The 14,236-nt window shown below is 68.0% G+C and carries 9 protein-coding genes and 3 pseudogenes; 2 read left to right on the top strand and 10 right to left on the bottom strand.

What is annotated here, in order from left to right; genetic code table 11:
* Positions 1-6 precede the first annotated feature (6 nt).
* Together AB5J49_RS06245 and AB5J49_RS06240 are read right to left on the bottom strand one after the other, a co-directional pair.
* Positions 7-699, bottom strand: coding sequence for a class I SAM-dependent methyltransferase (locus tag AB5J49_RS06245; protein WP_369167434.1), 693 nt, complete (start codon positions 697-699; stop codon positions 7-9).
* Between the two features lie 101 nt (positions 700-800).
* Positions 801-1,592: a thioesterase family protein gene (locus AB5J49_RS06240; protein ID WP_369167433.1), complete on the bottom strand. Its 792-nt coding sequence runs from the start codon at positions 1,590-1,592 to the stop codon at positions 801-803.
* 150 nt (positions 1,593-1,742) lie between these two features.
* Between AB5J49_RS06240 and AB5J49_RS06235 the strand changes: the two are divergent.
* Positions 1,743-2,228: pseudogene (locus AB5J49_RS06235) on the top strand (alpha-amylase); the annotation flags it as partial.
* Between the two features lie 105 nt (positions 2,229-2,333).
* On the opposite strand, the gene AB5J49_RS06230 reads toward AB5J49_RS06235, so the two are convergent.
* The 8 genes and pseudogenes from AB5J49_RS06230 to AB5J49_RS06195 form a co-directional block, all read right to left on the bottom strand.
* The gene (locus tag AB5J49_RS06230; RefSeq protein WP_369167432.1) at positions 2,334-5,447 is read right to left on the bottom strand and encodes an RICIN domain-containing protein; all 3,114 of its coding nucleotides are present in this window, start codon (positions 5,445-5,447) and stop codon (positions 2,334-2,336) included.
* Between the two features lie 260 nt (positions 5,448-5,707).
* A pseudogene (locus tag AB5J49_RS06225) lies at positions 5,708-6,211 on the bottom strand (aldo/keto reductase); the annotation flags it as partial.
* Positions 6,212-6,230: 19 nt separating this feature from the next.
* Complete coding sequence (locus AB5J49_RS06220; RefSeq protein WP_369167431.1) at positions 6,231-7,115, bottom strand: amidohydrolase; 885 nt, start codon at positions 7,113-7,115, stop codon at positions 6,231-6,233.
* Between the two features lie 40 nt (positions 7,116-7,155).
* The gene (locus AB5J49_RS06215; RefSeq protein ID WP_369167430.1) at positions 7,156-7,503 is read right to left on the bottom strand and encodes an L-rhamnose mutarotase; all 348 of its coding nucleotides are present in this window, start codon (positions 7,501-7,503) and stop codon (positions 7,156-7,158) included.
* The gene (locus AB5J49_RS06210; protein ID WP_369167429.1) at positions 7,500-9,512 is read right to left on the bottom strand and encodes a hypothetical protein; all 2,013 of its coding nucleotides are present in this window, start codon (positions 9,510-9,512) and stop codon (positions 7,500-7,502) included. The genes AB5J49_RS06215 and AB5J49_RS06210 overlap by 4 nt, the downstream gene beginning before the upstream one ends.
* A gap of 108 nt (positions 9,513-9,620) precedes the next feature.
* Positions 9,621-10,533 (bottom strand): annotated as a pseudogene (locus AB5J49_RS06205) (carbohydrate ABC transporter permease).
* 100 nt (positions 10,534-10,633) lie between these two features.
* Positions 10,634-11,548, bottom strand: coding sequence for a carbohydrate ABC transporter permease (locus AB5J49_RS06200; protein WP_369167428.1), 915 nt, complete (start codon positions 11,546-11,548; stop codon positions 10,634-10,636).
* On the bottom strand, positions 11,545-12,906 hold the full coding sequence (locus tag AB5J49_RS06195) for an ABC transporter substrate-binding protein (protein WP_369167427.1): 1,362 nt from the start codon (positions 12,904-12,906) through the stop codon (positions 11,545-11,547). Before AB5J49_RS06195 ends, AB5J49_RS06200 begins: the two co-directional genes overlap by 4 nt.
* A gap of 381 nt (positions 12,907-13,287) precedes the next feature.
* Between AB5J49_RS06195 and AB5J49_RS06190 the strand changes: the two genes are divergently transcribed.
* On the top strand, positions 13,288-14,085 hold the full coding sequence (locus AB5J49_RS06190) for a FadR/GntR family transcriptional regulator (RefSeq protein ID WP_369167426.1): 798 nt from the start codon (positions 13,288-13,290) through the stop codon (positions 14,083-14,085).
* The last annotated feature ends 151 nt before the right edge of the window (positions 14,086-14,236 follow it).

Raw genomic sequence — 14,236 nt, 5'->3', positions numbered from 1 at the left:
GGCGGATCAGGAGTCGTCAGCCGGGCGCCGTCGGCAGCGCAGAAAGATCTGCACCTCGGGCTGGACGTCCGCGATGGCCGGAGCGTACGTGTACGAAGACTCGTCGGTGATCTCGAAGCCGGCCGCCTCGACGACGGCGCGCAGCTCGTCCCTCAGATAGCCGGAGACGCGGATGCTCTCGCCGATGAACGGGATCGAGAAGTCGTCGACATCGGCCTCCACCATCGACAGCGCGAACAGACCGCCCGGAACCAGCAGGTGGTGAACGGTCTGCAGCGCGAGAGGGATCTCGGCGCGCGGGAGCATGAGCAGCGAGAAGAAGGCCGTCGCCGCGTCGAAACGGCCGAGGTCCAAAGGGCCTCCGGGCCGCAGATCCGCGATGTCCGCCCGATGGAACTCCCCGGCGGGCACCTGCTTGCGGGCCAGCGAGACCATCCCGTCCGACAGATCGACACCGACGACATCGAGGCCCGCCTCCGCCAACTGGCGCGCCGTCGGGATCCCGGTGCCGCACCCCAGGTCCAGCACGCGGGAACCGGCCGACAGGGACACACCGAGCCACTCGGCGGACGCGACCTGGCCTTCCTTGTGGGGAAAGGCCTCGTCATAGCGCTCACCGAGGGCGTCGAAGGCCTCGGCCTGACCTGTGCGGTCGAGCTGTATGTCGCCGTAGCCGATCTTGTCGGCGGAGCTGTTCACAGGGATTCCCCTCTGATGCTTATAGGCGATTTTGGCATAGTTGCACGGGTGTGGGTGTGGGGGTGAGTGCGGGCGTAGGTGTGGGGTGCGGCCCGAGCCCCTCATGCCCCCGGCGCGGGCCGGACCGTGAGGATCTGCTGGGCGTGGCCGACCGGGCCGTCGACGTCGTGCAGGACCGTGCTGGTGAGGCCCTGTCCGGAAGGGCCGAAGGTGACGGTGGTGTCCAGTCCCGTCCAGGCGCCTCGTGGCTGGCGGTGGAGATGGACGGTCAGGTCGACGTTGGGGAAGATCCACGCGGTGGGCGGCTGCCGGACGGCGATGCCGTTGGCCGTGTCGACCAGGGCGAGAAACGGCGCGAGGGGGCTGACCGGAACGCCGGCGACCAGATCCAGCGGCGTGGAGACCCACACGGTCGCACGGCCCGGCCGGGGCGGTGCGACGGGGCGGACGTCCAGGGAGGCTATGTAACCGCCGGGCCACACGTCGGACATCGGCCACGAGGACAGTGACTCCGGCGCGGTGAGGCGGCCGTCGGAGCCGCCCGCGACCGCGGTGGTGTCGTGGCCGGACAGGAACCAGGCGCGGGCCCGGACGACCGGCCGATCGGCGATCCGTACGACCGCTTCGAGGAGCTCGATGGTCCGGCCGGGCCGGATGGTCTCCACCTCGATCTCGCACTCGTCGAGGGCCGGGCGGCCGAGGATGTCGTAGCTGATCCGGGACAGGACCAGGCCGTCGTCCGGCCGGGCGGCCCGGTGACGGTCGATGGCATGCGCGACGAGCCCGCCCAGCGGACTGAAGTGCTGCTCGTCCGCGCTCCAGGCTCCGCCCGCGTGGAGCGTCGGCTTGTAGCGGTGGTCGTCGATGGGTTCGTAGTAGCTGTCCGGGGTCAACGGGCTTTTCTCCTGGGGCAGTTGAGACGTTCGGGCGGGTTCGCGGGCAGGCCGGGGGTTCAGAGGGCGTTGAGCAGGACGACGTACAAGGCTGTGCCCGCGCCCACGCTGAGGGTGGTGCGCCGCCCGAAGGCCAGGTGGACCCCGGTGAAGGGCAAGCAGATCGACTGCGGGCCGACCTGCCCGCTGGCGTCCACGGGCCGCGCGTACTACGGCGACCATCTCCAAGGCACCGTCACCGCCACCGAGTTCGGCACCGCCGACTCGGCGACCGGCGAGGTCGCCACCACTCTGGCGCAGCCGCTCGTCAAGCACCTCCAGCGGCTGAACCAGATCCGCCGTGCCGTCCCGGCCCTCCAGATGGGCCAGTACTCGACCGACGGCATCACCGGCTCGATGGCGTTCAAGCGCCGCTACACCAGCGGCGGCACCGACAGCTTCGCGCTCGTCACGGTCACCGGGAGCGCCACGTACACCGGCATCCCGAACGGCACCTACCGGGACGCCGTCACCGGCGACGTGAAGACCGTCTCCAACGGCACGCTCTCCGTGGCGGCACCGGGCAAGGGCAACCTGCGGGTCTACGTGCTGAACGGCCCCGGAAAGATCGGTGCCGACGGCCCCTACCTGAAGTAGCCGGTGCGTGGGCCCGGGGGAGCACGCCCTCCGGGCCCACGCGGCTTCGTCGAGCAGCACACCGAGGCGGCTGAGCGGGGTGTGCGGCCCGTGACGCGGCGGGAATCAGTCCACGTTCACCGCCTGCCATAGCTGGCTTTCGTCGTTCGTGTCCGTCGTCTGCACGAGCTGGGCGCCTGCTGTCGTCGACGAGCCGGACACCGCGAGCAGCTTGCCGCTCCTCACATTCTTGATCTTGTAGTGGCCGTTTCCGTCGGCGACCAGTGTCCAGTGCTGGTTCGCACCGTCGTTGTCGGGCCACTGGATGATGGACGCGCCGTCCGCGGTGGAGGCGTTGCTGACGTCCAGCAGTTCACCGCTGTTCTGGTTGACGATCTCGTAGCTGCCGTCACCCACCGCGACCCACCGCCAGTGCTGGTTCTGCGCTCCGGTGTCGTTCCACTGGATGATGTTCGCCCCGGCGGAGGTCGATCCGCCGGAGACGTCGATCGCCTTGCCGCTGTTCTTGTTGATGACCTTGTAGAACGCGTTCTTGGCGGGGAAGGGGAGGGAGGCGAACGCGTCCAGCGCACAGACGGTGCTGGAAGAGGCCGAGTTCTTGGTTCCGGCGCACACGACCTTGATCGTGTGGGGGCCCGCGGCCAGATCCGTCTTCTCGAACAGCACCACCTGCTTCGTCACCGTCGAGGCATAGGCGTCGATGCCCGCCTGCGCGAGGGTGCCGTCGAGGTAGACGTCGACCTTCCCCATGTTCGGCTGCTTCATGCCGAGGTACCGAACGCCCGAGCCGGTGAACGAGTACTGGACGTGGTCGCCCGCCCTGCTCGTGAAGTTCTCGGACCCCTTGAAGTCCTGCGCGTCGTTCCAGCTCGACCAGCCGGAGGAATAGCTGAGAGTGGAGTCCTTGTCGTCGACGTAGGTCCATCGCTGCCGAACGAGCGACTTCGACGCGGGGGATGCGTTCCCCTGGGCGTCCACGACGTAGAGGCGGTAGTCGCCGGCCGTCGGCGGGACATTGATCGTCGTCGCGGTTCCGGCTGCCTTCGTCATGGTGGGGCCGACGGCGAACGTCGTCGTACCGGAGGGAGCCAGCCAGAGAGTCCTGGTCGCGTCACCGAGGGTGCGGACGGGGATGGACGACACGCCCTTGCCGGTGAACGTGCTCGCGGGCAGGGCGTAGTCCTGCAGACCCAGGTTGCTCCGGGGGACGATGTCCTTGTAGGCGTCCTCCGGGCCGGAGTTCACGGCGATGCCGTACGCCTGCGACGGCCACACGTTGTCCGCGTACGCGTGCACGTCCTCAATGGTGCTGTTCGGGACGTTCTTCTCGAGGATCTTGTTGATGGTGCCGTAGGTGTTGGTGATGCTCAGGTCGTGCTGCCGGCCCCAGTTGCCGGAGTTGATGGTGTAGGCCACGTTCGGGTCGATGTCGAGCACGTTGTCGTGCTCGTTGATGTAGGCGGAGCCTTCATCGGGGTGGATTCCGTATTTGTGGCCGGCCGGAACGCCCTGGATGTAGTTGTCGCTGATCTCGGTTCCCGGCTGGCTGCCCAGCGTGTAGATGGGAGCGGAGTCACCGAGCACCTGCATCGTGTCGACGAGCTGGTTGTGGCTGATGGTGTTGTTCTTCGCCGTGGTGGTCGGCACACCCGGTCGGATCGAGTTCGCCGAACCGTCGAAGTTCCACCATCCCCAGCCGAGGGTGATGCCCGCCCATGGGGACTTCTCGATCCGGTTGTGCTGCACGGACAGGGAATCGACGAAGTACGCCGAAACGGGGCTGGACCCCTGGAACAACACCGCGCTGTCGTAGAGGTAGTTGTTCGTGATCGAGATGTTCTTGCAGACACCCTCGACGTTCACCGGGTACTTCTCGTTGTTGGTCGAGGTGTAGTCCCCGATGTACACGTGCTGGGGGTGTCCCACGGTGACAGCGGATCCGGCTATGTCATTCGTGACGTTGCCGGTCAACTGCGAGTCCGTCACATCGTTGACCATGTTGATTCCGTCGGCGCCGGTGTGCTGCACCGTGTTGCGCCGGAGGACGATCCCGTCGGCGTTCTCGATCTGGATGATCCCCGGCGGCAGGTCGACGTTGCGGTAGGTGTACGCGTGGAAGTTCTTCTTCGCGTACACGGTCGAACCGGAGTTGCCCTGCTGGCCCTGCCGGAAGACGGAGCCCGCGACATTGACCAGGTTCCAGTCGGAATGCTCGACCGTGAGCCCCGAGAACGTGATGTTCCGCGCGTGATCGGTCCTGGACGTGCCGGCGATCTTGATGAGGGTGGACACGTTGTTCGGCGCGAAGACCTGCGCCGACGTCATGTCCTCGGAGCCGGACTTGTAGTAGTACAGCGTGTGGTTCGTCTTGTTGAAAGAGAACTCGCCCGGCTGGTCCAGGAATTCGTACGCGTTCATGAAGGTGTGGCTGCCGCCGCCGGCGTTGAAGTTGCCGTTCGGCGGTCCCTGGGCGATGGCCGCGCCCGGCTGCTGGAACAGGGCCACGCGGTTGGCGCCGTCCGAGCTCGTGGTGATCTGGCGGACTCCTACGATGGCCGTGGTCCAGGTCGTCGCCGACTTGATCTCGACGTCGTCCTGGTTGGAGGCGACGGCGGGCAGATCGGAGAGGCCGTACTTGGCTCCGTCGCACTGCGAACCCGACTCCCAGGCCCAGGGAGCCTGACCGGCCGTGACGGTGTAGGTCCCGTAGCATCCGGCCGAGGTGATCGTCTTCGAGGCCATCTGGGCGCGCTTGCCGTTGACGTAGAGCGCGCGGAGCTTGTTGTCGCGGCTCAGCGGGGCCTTCCAGATGTTCCCGCTGTGCTGCGTCCAGCCGGTCACCTGAACGCCTCCGTTCAGCACCGGCTTCTCGTCCTGGTAGGCGGCATACACGACATGGTGGCCGTTCGTTCCGGAGTCGGCCGACGTGAAGTTGATGGTGCTGCTCACCGGGTAGTTGCCGCCGCGGAGAAAGACGTTGATGTCGCCGGTCATGTTGCTGTTGACCGTGCGCACGACGTCCCGTGCGTGCTGCAGGGTCTTGAACGGCGCGGTGATCGTCCCGGCGTTGGCGTCGTTGCCGTCGGGGGCGACGTAGTAGGTCGCCTGGGTCGCGGCCGAGGCTGGGGTCGGCGTCGTGAGGGATGTCAGCAGCACCGCGGAGAGAGCCATCGCAAGCGCTGCTGACAACTTGCCGATGGTGGAGGTGACGGGCTTCATCGTCTGCCCCTCCTGCTGGTTCGGACGGTCGGGAAAGCATTCATACGGCGGCTCCGGGGGTGTTGTGAGTGTGGTTGACGCGGATCTTCATCGCCCCCGGCCTTTGAGCGTCCCGAGGACAAGGCGGTCGTGGCTCTGGCCGGGAGCGCGTGGATCGTGTCCTCTACGAGGTCGTGGATCAGTTCGTCCACGGTGGCTGCCCTGTGGTGGTCCTCCTTGTCGATCAGCGGCATCGGGAACTCCCCTCGCGAGTGCCGTCCTCATGTGGTGGGGACGTCGGGCCTGATCAGCCCTTGGCACCGGAGGTCGTCCCAGAGCGCCCGGGGTACGGCGCTTCGCTGGAGTTCCGCGTTCTGTGTCACTTGTGCGCGGTCGCGCATGCCGAGGGTGACGTTGACGGTGCTGGGATGCGTGTGGGGGAAGGCGATGGCGGCGGCGGGCAGGGTGGTCCCGTGCGCCTCGCAGACCTCTGCGATCGCCCGAGCACGGGCGACCAGAGCCGGCGGGGCGTCCCGGTAGTCGTATTTCATGCCCTCGGTGGGCCGGTCGCGGGAGAGCAGGCCGGAGTTGAAGACGCCGACTGCGACGACGCTCTTGCCGAGTTCCCGTGCGGCGGGCAGGACGTCGTCGAGCGCGGACTGGTCGAGGAGGGTGTAGCGCCCGGCGAGCATGACGACGTCGGCGGCGGTTTCGCGCAGGAAGCGGGCGAGCATGGCCGACTGGTTCATGCCGGCGCCGATCGCGCCGATCACGCCTTGGTTCCTTCAGCACGAGCGCCGACGGTCAGCTGCAGGCGGGAAGGCGGTAGAAGGCGGTCGCGGTGCCGGCGAGGAGCGCGTGGATCTCGTTCTCGGCACAGTCGGTGAGCAGTTCGTCCACGGTGGCGGCCCAGCGGTTCCAGCCGCCGGCGAGGTTGGCGACCGGCCAGTCGGAGCCGAACATCAGGCGGTCGGGGCCGAAGGCGGTGAGCAGGATGTCCCACACCGGGCGGATGTCGGCGGTGGTCCAGCTGTCGTGGTCGGCCTCGGTGATCAGTCCCGACACCTTGCAGGCCACCTGCTTGTGTGCGGCCAGCCGTTGCACCTGACGTCGCCAGTCCGCCAGTTCGCGTCGGGCGATGTGCGGCTTGCCCGCGTGGTTGAGTACCTGGGGCAGGTCGGGGAAGCGTTCGGCCAGGTTGATCGCCTGGTCGAGCTGATGGCTGCGGACCAGTACGTCGTAGGAAAGCCCGCGGTCCCTGGCCACCGCCAACCCGCGCTCGACATCCCGGCGTTGCAGCCAGCCCGGGTCCGTCTCGCCCTGGACGAGATGGCGCAGGGAGCGCAGATACGCGCCGCCCGGTCCGGCGAGCAGTTGGTCCAGCACCTCACCGATCGCCGGCGACGTCAGGTCTGCCCAGCCGACCACCGCCTCGATCAGCGGCTCCTGTTCCGCGAGGGCGAGCAGGTCCTCGGTCTCGGGAACGTCCGGCATGCACTGCACGGCCACTGTGCTGTGCAGGTGACGGCCCGCGATGGGATGGGTCGCGGTGGAGCGCAGGTCGCCGGGGGTGAAGGTGCGGCTGATCGATGTCAGGGCGGGGTCGTCGAGCCAGGGCTGCGGACGTCGGTCGAGGTCCCAGAGGTGGTGGTGGGCGTCGATGAGGACGGGGGCGGGGGAGGAGGTCACGGCGGGTTCCAAGTCGGTCGGTCTGGTGGGGGGGGCCGTGTCAGACGGTGGTGTCCTCACCGGGCGGGTCGAGGTGCCAGATCTCGGGCAGTTCCGTCCACTGGCGTGAGTCGCCCCGGTCGGGCCAGGGCTCCTGGCAGGGGTCGGTGAGCTTCCACCACTCCTGGGTCTCGGGGTCGGCTTCGAGGACGGCCATGTCGGCCTCGAAGTCGTCGCCGTGGTACTCGAAGTAGGCGAACAGCGCATCGCCGTGGAGGAAGATGCTGTAGTTGCGGATGTTCGACCGGTGCAGGGCGGCTTCGACGCCGGGCCAGACGGCCGAGTGGAGTTCGAGGTACTCCGCGCGGTGCTCGGGGCGGAGCCTGATGGTCTGGGCGATGCGCTTCACGCGGTCTCTCCCTCCGGGCCCGGGGAGGGCCGGCCGGCCGGGGTGTCGAACGGGGTGCGGTAGCTGGGTGTGCCGGCACGCAGCCGGAGGCGCAGTGTGAGCCGGATGCGGGTGGACGCGGGCAGCCGGACTGTCAGGAAAGCGCCGTCGCAGACCTGCTCCGCCTCGGTGACGACCGGCTCGGTGTGGCCGTAGTCGTACATGTCCCCGATCCAGGTGTCGTCCTCGCAGGTCGTGTAGCGGACGGCGGTGATGGTGTGCTCGGCGAAGGCGCCTGCCTGGACGATCACCGTGCGCTCGGCCTCGGGGGAGAGGTTGACCAGTTCGACGGTGGTCGCTTCGGGGTCGATGGAGGTGACCAGTGCGGCCACGTCCGGGGGCAGGCCGGCGCGGCGGGCCTCGGCGTCGTGGTAGCGCAGCCGGGCCTGTTGCAGGCCGCCGTTGTAGAGCACCTGGGGGCCGCCCCAGGTGAGCTGGACGAGGGCTTCGGTGGCCACGGGGTTGGACTGCTGCCACACGTGGATGTCGGCCTCGGGTACGTCCAGGTCGCGGTAGCGGTCGATGCGCCGCAGGCGGTGGCGGATCTGGGCCTGGGCGGTGGCGAGGATCCGCTCGGGGTAGCCGGGGTCGTCGCCGGCGAGGAAGGCGAACCAGGCCTTCTCGTGCCCGGACTCCTCCTTGGCGCGGAACGGCCGGACGGTGCGCCAGTCGATGCCGTCGGTTTCGCGCAGCCCCTCCAGCCGGGCGCGGTCGGCGTCGGAGGCCGTGTGGTGCCACAGGGCCACCGGCACGGGCGCGGTGGCCGGGTTGTGGTCGAACCAGCCCGAGTCGTTGTGGCGGAACGGCAGATGCGGCGTGGGTGTGTGGATGTCGGGGCCGAGTTCGGCCGCCCACTTGGAAGGGAGGCTGGAGTCCGCGTCGGTGTGGGGCATCACCTTGCTGTGTCTGATGAGGGTGTCGAGTGAGGTCGCGACCATGGAGAGGTAGTCGTCGTCGCCGGTGACCGTGGCCGCCGCGAGCGCGGCCACACAGGCCGCGTGGCCCACGCTGTGCCAGCCGTGCGGCCAGGACCAGCCGTAGTGGCCGCCGTACCAGCGGTCCTCCAGCAGGCTGCCGACGACTCCGTCCGGGCCGACGTTGTCCGGGATGAGACCGCCGTTCGCCTCGGTGCGCTCGCGCCACGCGCCGACGTACTCGACGATCCAGTCGCGGTAGCGGTCCTCGCCGGACAGGATCCAGGCGTTGAGGACCAGTCCGGCCGCGGCGAGGTTGACCGCGGTGTCGCCGATGCCTGTCCGGTCCCGCATCTGCGCGCCGAGACGAGGATCCGCGGAGAGCGGGAACGGAGCGCCGTCCGCCTCGGGAATCCACTCGAGCGGGAAGCCGTACGTCTCGGCCTCCTTCTGCAGCCAGGGATAGACGTCGCCGTCGAACAGGCCCGTGCGGTCGGGGTCGCTGCCGTTGTGCGGGCGGGTGATGACACGGTGGTCGGGGTCGTAGTTGCCGTTGGCCGGGTCGACGTACAACTCGGCGAAGCGCAGGGCGCGTTCGGACCAGCGCTCAGGGGCGGCCATGCACAGGAAATAGAGCAGGAGCAGGCTCTCGCCCTGGTGGAACCAGTCGTAACCGCGTTCGTACTCATCGCGCAGCATGTCCAGTTCGGTGAGCTGCCGGGTCACGCCCTCCCAGTGCTTCTCACTGGCGGGCAGCAGATCGTCGGCGCCGCCGAGGAGATACAGCTGGGGCCAGTTGAAGAACACTTCGTAGAAGTCGTCCACACCGTCGCGGGTGGTGAGTGGGCCGGTGTAGTTCAGCCGGCCGTCCGGGCCGGTGAAGTCGCGGGCGAAGCGGCGCCAGGCGTGGTCGAGCAGGTCGAACAGGGACCGCTGGGCAACGGCCCAGCCGGGTGGTTCGAGTACCGGCACCCGGGCCTGGACCTCGGGCGCGGTCGGTCGGACGAGGGCCGGAGCGTCCTCACCCGACATGCGGTCGGAAGAGCTGAAGGGCATGGCAAGGATCTCCGTTCGGGGTGGCGGCGCGGTGCGCACGCCGGGGACGACGGCCGGGCGGACGGGTGCCGGCTCTGGGCGTCACGCCGTGGAGCCGTGGGCCGGGGCCTACTCCTTGGTGGCTCCGGCGAGCATCCCGCTGACCAGGAAGCGCTGGGCGAACAGGAAGACGACCAGCACCGGTGTGATGGCCAGCAGCGTGGCCAGCGCCAGCTGCGGACGCTCGATCGCGAGGGTGCCGACCGCCGGGTTGAAGGACGGCACGTTGCTGAGCAGGCTTCCGACGCCGACCTGGATCGGCATCTGGTCGCTCTCGGGGAGCATCACGTACGGCAGGAAGTAGTTGGTCCAGTTGGCGACGAAGCTGAAGAAGCCCACGAGCGCGATGACCGGTGTCGCCAGCGGCAGCGCGATGTGCCGGAAGACGCCGAACTCCGAGCAGCCGTCCATCCGAGCCCGCCGCCAGCAGGTCCTTCGGCACGGCGGTGGTGAAGTAGATGTACGTCAGGTACACGCCGAACGGGTAGAACGAGTACGGCAGGATGATCGACCACATCGTGCCGATCAGGCGCACCGCGTTGATCTCCAGGAACAACGGCACCACCAGTGTGGCGGTCGGCATCAGCATCACGACGAGGGTCGAGACGAGCAGGGTGTGCCGTCCGCGGAACTCGGTCATGGCCAGGGCGTATCCCGCCGGTACGGCCACGCAGAGGGTGATGACGAGGGAGATCATCGCGTACAACGTGGAGTTGCCGAGCCATTGCAGGACGGCGTTGTCCTGGAACGCGGTGAGGCCGTCCCAGTTGGCCTTGAAGGCGTGCCAGGAGCCGAAGGACAGCGGGCTGCCATGGACGAGTTGCTGGTCGGTCTTGGTCGCCGCGAGGACGAGCCACAGCACCGGCAGCACGAAGAACACCAGGAAGACGAGCAGTACGGAGCCGGTCAGCAGGCGGGGCACGAGGTGACGCGGGGGACGTGGGCGCCGCCGCCGAGAGGCCTGGTGGTGCGCTCGGCTCATGGCGCTTGGCTCCCGTTCCGTGCGTGGTGTGGCGGCGGCCGGTCCGGCAGGGGGCGTGGAGCTCGCGTCGCGAGCCGGGCTCCCCTTTTGTTCGGGGCTCTTAGTCGGCATCGAAGAACCCCGACCGTGCGACGAAGAGGGCGGCGGCCGACACGCTGACGACCAGGAGCTCCACCGAGACCGCGGCGGCGCCGTTGATGTTGTTCATCTGGAAGGCGAAGTCGTACGTCAACTGGTTCAGCGAGTAGTCGCGTCCGGCCACGCCCACACTGGCGAGGGACAGCAACTGCGGCTCCACGAAGAGCTGGGCGCCGCCCGCGAAGGCCAGGATCACCATGTACACGATCCACTTGCGGAGCATGGGGATCTGCACGCGCCAGGCGGTCTGCCAGGCGCCCGCGCCATCGATGCGGGCGGCTTCCATGACGTCCCTGGGGATGTTGTTGAGCGCGCCGTAGATGACGACGATCCAGCCGCCCGCGCCGGTCCAGAACGCGATGATCATGAACAGCAGGGGCAGGTTGCCGGGCGCGATCACCTCGCCGAAGGTGCCGAATCCCAGCATGCCCAGCAGCGAACTGACCGGGCTCACCGCCGGGTCCAGCATGAACAGCCACACCAGCACACTCGCGGCGCCGGCGAGCGCTCCGGGGATGTAGAAGAGGAAGCGCAGGGACTTGCTGATGGCGCCGGAGGCGAGACGGTGCAGGAGCAGCGCCAGGCTCACCACGAACACCACCAGTGAGACCAGCCAGAACAGGAGGTACAGCGCGACATGGCCTACGGCGTCCATGAAGCGGAAGTCCTGCGCGGTGGTGACGAAGTTGCTGAAGCCGGTGAACGTGCCACCGGCGTCGGTGAAGGCGAAGTAGACGGCGTAACCGGTCGGCAGGATGCCGAACGCGATCAGCAGGAGCACGTAGGCGGCGACGAAGGCGATGCCGGCCCGGCTCTGCCGGTCGGCGCCGCTGGGGCGCCGGTGGGCGGAGCCGGACGAGGAGTGGCTGAGGGTCACTGCGAGACCTTGTATCCGTTGGACTTGGCGTACTTGACGATGGAGTCCTGCCAGGCCGGCAGCATCGAGACGATGGACTTGCCCTGGGTGATGCCGGGCTTGATGGTGGCCGCCCAGATCGCCTCCTGGCTGAACTGGCCCGAGCCCCACTCCGGCCAGACCTGGGACGAGGCGTCCGAGAGCGCGCTCAGGTCGCCGACGAAGTAGCCGGCAGCCGCCTGCCCCTTCAGCCAGGCCTCGGCCGCCGGCGCGTAGGCCGGGAAGCCGGGGGCCTTCTCGCCCTGGTAGGCGTTGTCGGTGGTGACCCACTTCAGGAAGTCGGTGGCCGCCTTCAGGTGGGTGGAGTGCTGGGACAGCAGCCAGGTGCCGCCGCCGACGTTGCCTGTGGACGGCGCGTTGTCTCCCTGCCACTGCGGGATGGGAGCAGCCGCGATCTGCTTGGCGGGGACCTTGAGGGTGTCCTTGAAGACCGCGCCGCCGAACCAGGCCGGGCCCGGCATGAGCAGGACCTTGTCGGCCTGGTTCTTGCCGAAGTCGGTGCTGAAGACGCCGCTGATGGACATGGACTTGTTCTTGATCAGCACGTCCAGGAGCTTGGCCATCCTGGTGCAGGCCTCGCTGGTGGTGTTCACCGAGACGGACTTGGGCCCGGTGATGTGGTTGGCGCCGCACTTGCTCGCCCACAGGTAGATCTCGGGGGTGAAGGGGTCGCCCGCGTCACCCACGAGATAACCCGGGTGCTCCTTGGCCACCTTCTCGCCGAGTCGCTGGTATTCCTCCCAGGTCGTCGGCACCGTGTAGCCGAACTTCTTCAACAGCGGAGCGTTGTACCAGAGCACCGCCTGGGAGAGGTCGTTGCGCAGACAGTAGACGGTGCCGCCCACCGTGCAGACGTCGTTGGCGCCCTTCGCGAACTGCCCCAGGGTCGACTCGGGGATCAGGCCCTTGTTGAGCGGAGCGGCGAAGCCCGCGTCGACCGCCCAGGAGGCCTCGTTGTTCTGGGAGCTGAAGACGACGTCCGGCCAGCCCTTTCCGGTGCGGTTGAAGAGCTGGACCTTGGTCTGGAGGTAGTTCGAGCCGTTGGCGTCGCCGTCGTAGCTGACGATGTCCAGCTTCACCTCGGGGTGTTGCTGCTGGTACAGCTTCGCGGCCTCCATACGGGTCGCGTCCACCCAGACGGTCAACGCCCCGTCCTTCTGCGGTGCTTGGGCGAAGCCGTCCTTGGTGGTCGTACCGGCCGTGCCGCCGCCACAGGCCGTCACGGTCAGCAACACCGTGGCTGCGCACCCGGCCAGCGACGCCGCGTGCTTCTTGCTGAGCACTCTCTTCGGGCTGGACGAAGGCTTGTTGACGGTCATGAGTGACTCCACTGGGTTTGCGGGTGCCCCGAGCAGATGGGCAGGTGGCGCGACGATGGGGGCGACGCCGGGGCCGTCCCGGGCGGGCGTCGGACTCGTAAAAGGCGGCTGTGCTGCCACTGACGTGGAAGAAATTAGCCGCCTTATCGAGGGGTGCGTCAAGAGTGTGTACGGCGTTCCTTTGGTGGATTCGGGGCGATGGCGTAGTGGTCCTACGCGGTTATGGCCGTTAAAGGGCATTTATGTGCTCGAAAATCCAGAGCTCACGTCGTTGATCTTGGGCAAAATGAGTACGACTTATTGCTCGCCGCCTGAGCTACGATGTTGTTGGCCCCACAGCGATCAGTCGCGTTCGCCGCAGTCACCCGGGAGGCAGCACAGATGGACGACACGCCAGCGATCGAAGCGGCCTTGCCGGCTCGGGCCCTTCCCGCTGCGCCCGCGGCGGTGAACGGCTCGGACGAGCGGCGTGACTACCGCCCCGGGTACGAGATCGTGGCGGAGCGGATCCTCGAGTACATCGCCGAGGAGCGACTGGTGGCGGGTGACCGGCTGCCCACGGAGATCGACCTGGCCCAGAGGCTGAACACCAGCAGGGCGGTCGTGCGGGAAGCCGTGAAGATCCTTTCGGCGCTGGGCCGCGTACGGGCCCATAAGGGGAGGGGCCTGTTCGTCGCGGACGACGAAGGCATGCTCATCACCAGCCGTTGGGGAGGGTTCTTCCGTCCCGTCGACATCGACCACGTGCTGATGCTGTTCGAGTTCCGCAGGGTCCAGGAGATGTCCGCCAGCAGTCTGGCGGCCACCCGCGCCACTCCTTCGGAACTGCGCACCATCGAGGTGGCCATGGAGCAGTGCCGGCACGGGTTCGTCCACGGCCAGGTCGACGTGTTCAATCAGGCGGACGAGGACTTCCACGCGGCCGTGTCCGCGGCCTCGCACAACACCTTCCTCGTCAGCGCCGTGCGGGACGCGCGACGTCTGCAGCGCCAGTCCAGTGCCATCGGTATCCATGACACGCTCGGCGAGAACACCGAGGCGGCCGTCGAGGAACACGAGGCGATCTACCGGGCCATCCGTGACGGACGCCCCGAGGAGGCGGCGCAGGCCACCGCGGCACACCTCGACAGAACCCTGGAGGACTACCGGCGCGAGATCCAGCGGCGCCTGTTCGGGTAGCGGTGCGCCTCACCCTCGTTCGAGGATCTTGAAGACCTGGCGACGGGGCCAGCCCACTGGACGTGGCGCGCAAGACGGGAACGCTGCTTCCATCCAATGTTTCGAACCGATGTCTACCGCCGAACTGGACTTCACGCTATGTTTCGCGTCG

Origin of the sequence: Streptomyces sp. R28 (genome assembly GCF_041052385.1) — a bacterium.
In the GTDB taxonomy this organism is placed as follows: Bacteria; Actinomycetota; Actinomycetes; order Streptomycetales; family Streptomycetaceae; genus Streptomyces.
The sequence above is the reverse complement of the archived record's forward strand: the minus strand, read 5'-3'. Positions and strand labels throughout refer to the sequence as shown.